The sequence below is a fragment of the Streptomyces colwelliae genome, from assembly GCF_048158785.1.
GTDB lineage: Bacteria > Actinomycetota > Actinomycetes > Streptomycetales > Streptomycetaceae > Streptomyces.
The window spans coordinates 1-4632 of sequence record NZ_JBLTJC010000578.1 but is presented as its reverse complement, the minus strand read 5'-3'; the positions used below and the strand labels follow the sequence as shown (position 1 = coordinate 4632).

Sequence of the window (4632 nt, the reverse complement as noted above, 5' to 3'; positions counted from 1 at the left end):
GGGGCCTTCCCGCCGAGAGCTGAGCTTGTCCGCCTCCCCGAGTTCCGGACGGATGTGCCCGGGACGCTCCTCGCTGGAGTCTCAGGTCGCCGAGTCCGACCGCAATCTCGTGGCGCAACTCGGCGATAAGGCGGCGGGCACCCGTGCCGTGGCACTGCTGCTGGCCCGGCATTGGCAGGCGACAAGCGAATATGCCGTCATCTGTCTTGCCACCGCCGACAGTTCGGCGTCCATGGTGGCCACGGCCGCCTTCCACCAGGTACTGGGAGGCCGCGCCACCGGCGGCGCCCTGCGTCCCCAACTCCTCGTGGCGGTAAGGGAGATGGTGAAGAAGTGGGCGGCGGAGGAGCGAATTTCCGCGCTGCTGCCGGAACTTCGTAAACCCACCGGCGCCCGAGGTCTACGCGCGGCGAGGCCCGGCACCTCCGAAAGGCGGAAGCTCGCCGAGCGCGCTTTCGGCGAACTGTCCGGCGCCTCCCAATGCCTGCTGTGGCACGCCGAGGTCGAGGCCGAACCCATAACCGTACCGGCCGGTTTGTTGGGCGTGGACGAGGTCACCGCGACCGCCGCGCTCGACCAGGCGCGTGAACAATTCAGGCAGGGCTGTGTGCGCGCCCACCGGGAACTCGCGCCGACCGCGGAATGCCGCCACTACAACCGGCTCCTCGACGTCCCGATCCGTCGTGGCGGCGGCCTGTTGCCCGATGTGCAACGGCATCTCATGACGTGCCGCTACTGCCGTTTCGCGGCAGAGCAGTTGAGCCATTTCGACGGCGGCCTCGAAGTGCTGCTCGCCGAGACCGTCCTCGGCTGGGGCGCCCGCCGCTACCTCGACTCACGGCCCGGCCGCGAGAGCTCCGGGGCCGCCGCCCGCGCTGCCCGCCGTCCGATGGGCCGCCACCGCCCCACGCCGGAGGGCCGCCTCGCCTTTCCGCGCCGGCACCCCAGGGCCGCGCTCGTCGGCGTGGGCCTGACCTCCCTCGCCCTGCTCGCGACCGTGCTCGCCACCAAGGGCTGGACCGAAGGGGACAACACGCCCGATCCGCACGTCACTTGGGGTGCGCCCAGCGGCAGCTCGACCCGTCCGAGCCCGGTCGGCGCGCCCTCGTCGGACGGTTCCTCGTCGGACGGTTCCGCCGCTTCCGCGTCGGCCGCCGGCGCGGGAGTCGTCCAGCAGGGCGTACTGCGCAGCCTCGCCTCCGGTCTGTGCCTCGACATTCCGGGCGGCCAGGTACGGAGCGGCGCCGCCGTCACCATGGCGGCCTGCTCGACCGCCGGGTCCCAGCAGTGGTCGTACGACCAGGACGGTCTGCTGCGCAGCCTCACCGACCCGGGACTCTGCCTCGACGCCGACACCACCGCGCGCACGGTCACGCTGGCCGGGTGCCTGGTGCACGCGGGCGAGGTGCACTACGACCTGACGGTGCGCGGCGAGTTCCTGCTCCGCTGGAGCCAGGGGCTGGCTGTCGCTCCCGCGAGTGCGAAGGCCGGGGCGCGGGTCGTGGTGACGGACCGGGACGGGTCCGCCGGGCAGCGCTGGGTGCTCGAATCGGACGCCGAGGCCCGGGTGAAGCAGGGCGATCCGACCGGAAAGGGCGAGGCGGAGGGGAAGGGGACAGGGCAGAAGGACGCGCCAGGGGGAGGTGCACCGGACGCGCCCGCGCCTCCGGACGGCGCGCCCCAGGGTGACGTACCGCCGCCTCCTCTCTCGAACCTTCCGCAACAGGACCAACCGCAGTACGCACCCCGCGCCGCGCAGGTCGCATGCTGCGAGGAACCCGCGCCGGAACCCGGGCCCTTGGGCGGCGACGTCGGCGCCGGAGTCGTGCAGCCGCTGACGGTCGCGGAGGGCGCCGTGGGGAATGTCGTAGGAGGCGTCCTGGACACGGTCACCACGCTCGTTCCGTCCCTTCAATGAAGCGAGCTGAGCTGATTTGAGTTGAGCTGAGTGCCGGGGCCGCCCCAACCGGGGTGGCCCCGCAGCTCGTTCACCCTTCGGTTCTTGTCGGCGTGCGACCGATTCCTGTTCGGCTCATTGACACGAGTCAGTGGTGGTCATAGTTTTCCCGCCGCGCCAGTGGTCTCCAACGGGTCGTCAAGTCGGTGTTCGCACATGGTGAGTTCAGATACCGAACACGGCCCGGGGTGCCGAGGCGCACCCGCGGTTCACAACGTCGTGCCCGCACACCGAAGGAGTGACGGCTCATGACCGACACCGTGTCCCGGCGATCCGCTCTGCGTCTGCTGGGCGGCGCGATCGCGGTGGCCAGCGCGGCCACCACCGGACTCGTCTCCCCGTCGCACGCGTACGCACAGGCCAGACCCGAGGCGGGGGTCGGCCCCCGCGTCGAAGGACTCCTGGCCAAGCTCACCCTCGACGAGAAGATCTCCCTGCTGCACGGCGCCACCGACCCGAACTCGCTCGGCCAGGCCGGTTACATCCCCGGCGTCCCCCGCCTGAAGATCCCGCCGCTCCGGCTCACCGACGGACCGGCCGGCGTCCGCGTCACCGCACACGCCACCGCTCTCCCGGCGCCCGTCCTGCTCGCCTCCGCCTTCGACCCGGACCTCGCCCGCCGCTACGGCCAGGTCGTCGGCCGCGAGGGACGCGCCCTCGGCCAGGACGTCCTGCTCTCCCCGATGGTCAACCTCATCCGCACCCCGTACGCGGGCCGCAACTTCGAGACGCTCAGCGAGGATCCGCTGCTCGCCGGTGACCTGGTCGCCGCCGAGATCAAGGGCATCCAGGGCGAGGGACTCATCGCGACCGTCAAGCACTTCGCGATGAACAACCAGGAGAAGGACCGCGACTCCATCGACGTACGGGTCGACGAACAGACCATGCACGAGGTCGAGTTGCGCGGTTTCGAGGCGGCCGTCGGCGCCGGGACCGGTGCGGTGATGGGCGCGTACAACAAGGTCAACGGCACCTTCGCCTGCGAGAACAAGACCCTCCTCACCGACGTCCTGCGCGGTCAATGGGGCTTCGAGGGCTGGGTGATGACCGACTGGTTCGCCGCGCACAGCACCGTCGCCGCGATCACCGCCGGCCTCGACATGGAGATGCCGGACGGGACTTACTTCGGCGTGCCCCTCAAGTCGGCCGTACAGAACGGCAGTTTGCCCGAGCGGTACGTCGACCGCGCGGTGCGTCGGATCCTCGGTGTGATGGACCGGTTCGGGCTCCTCGACGGCAGTGTGCCGCCGCGCCCCGCGCGTGACGCGAAGGCGGGCGCCGCCGTGGCCCTGGAGGTCGCCAAGGCGGGCGCGACCCTGCTCCGCAACGAGCACCGCACCCTCCCGCTGACCGGCGGCGACACCATCGCGGTGATCGGCCCGACCGGCACCCTGCCCTTCGTCAGTGGCGGCGGCAGCGCGCATGTCGTACCGGACCACGCGGACAGCCCGCTCGACGCGATCAGGGCGCGGGCCGGCTCCCGGACCCGGGTGACGTACGCACTCGGCGAGGACCTGTTCGGCAAGGCGATTCCCGCGTCATCCCTCACCCCCGCCTTCGACAGCGAGGGCCGGCGGGTGGACGCGGGCAAGACCTGGGAGTACGACGGCTCGCTCGCCGTGACCGAGTCCGACGAGTGGACGTTCGTCCTGCACTTCTCCTCGGCTCCGACCGCGCGCCCCAAAGTCCTCCTGGACGGCGAGGAGTTGTTCCCGCTCGCGGCCGGATACGGCGAGTACTTCTCGGGCGGCCTGGTCTCGGTCGACCCCGACGGCCTCTCGGTCCGCCGCAAGACGCTGACCCTCGCCCAGGGCACCCACACCCTGAAGATCACTGCCGACGGAGGTGACGCCGGACTGCTGTTCCGGCTGCGGCGCATCACCGGCGAGACCCGGGCCCAGGACGTCGCCGAGGCGGTCACCGCGGCGCGCGCCGCCCGCAGTGTCGTCCTGTTCGGCTACGAGGACGCCACGGAGGGCCTGGACCGCACCACCCTCGAACTCCCGGGAAACCAAGGGAAGTTGATCGAGGCGATCACGGCCGCGAACGCACGCACCACGGTGGTCCTCAACACCTCGTCGTCGACGTCGATGCCCTGGCTGGCTCGCACCGGGGCGGTCCTCCAGATGTACTACCCGGGCCAGGAGGGTGCCGCCGCCACGACCGCCGTCCTGTTCGGCGACTGCGACCCCGGCGGCCGGCTCACCCAGTCCTTCCCGGTCGACGACGCCCACCACCCGGTCGCCGGCGACCCCCGCCGCTACCCCGGCGTCAACGGCGTCGAGGAGTACTCGGAGGGCATCCACGTCGGCTACCGCTGGTACGACGCGGAGGGCGTACGCCCCCTCTACCCCTTCGGCCACGGACTCTCGTACACCTCCTTCTCCTACGAGGACGCGTCCGCGCGGTGGAACGGGCACGGGCTCGATGTCACCTTCACGGTCCGCAACACCGGGCGGCGGGATGGTGTCGCGGTGCCTCAGGTGTACGTCGGCCGCTCACCGGACCTCCAACTCGACCAGGCCGTCCGGGTGTTGGGCGGCTATCGGCGACTGGCACTGCGGAGCGGGGAGCGGCGGCGGGTCACCGTACGGGTCGCCGCGCGCACGTTGTCGTCGTGGGACGCGAAGCGGCATGCGTGGGTGCTGGGGAGTGGGCGGCGGGCTGTGTGGGTG

General features: G+C 71.5%; 2 protein-coding genes. Both read left to right on the top strand.

The annotated features are described in order from the left end of the window. Positions 1–52: 52 nt before the first annotated feature. Positions 53–1918 (top strand): RICIN domain-containing protein, encoded by a 1866-nt coding sequence (locus tag ACNFOC_RS51185; protein ID WP_416965829.1) that lies wholly within the window; start codon positions 53–55, stop codon positions 1916–1918. Positions 1919–2205: 287 nt separating this feature from the next. Further along, positions 2206–4632, top strand: a 2427-nt coding sequence (locus ACNFOC_RS51180) for a beta-glucosidase family protein (protein ID WP_416965828.1), incomplete at its 3' end; no start/stop codon positions are given.

What these genes read in the sequence shown, in the direction of transcription:
- ACNFOC_RS51185 (WP_416965829.1), top strand. Translation starts at nt 53, where the DNA reads ATGTGCCCGGGACGCTCCTCGCTGGAGTCTCAGGTCGCCGAGTCCGAC.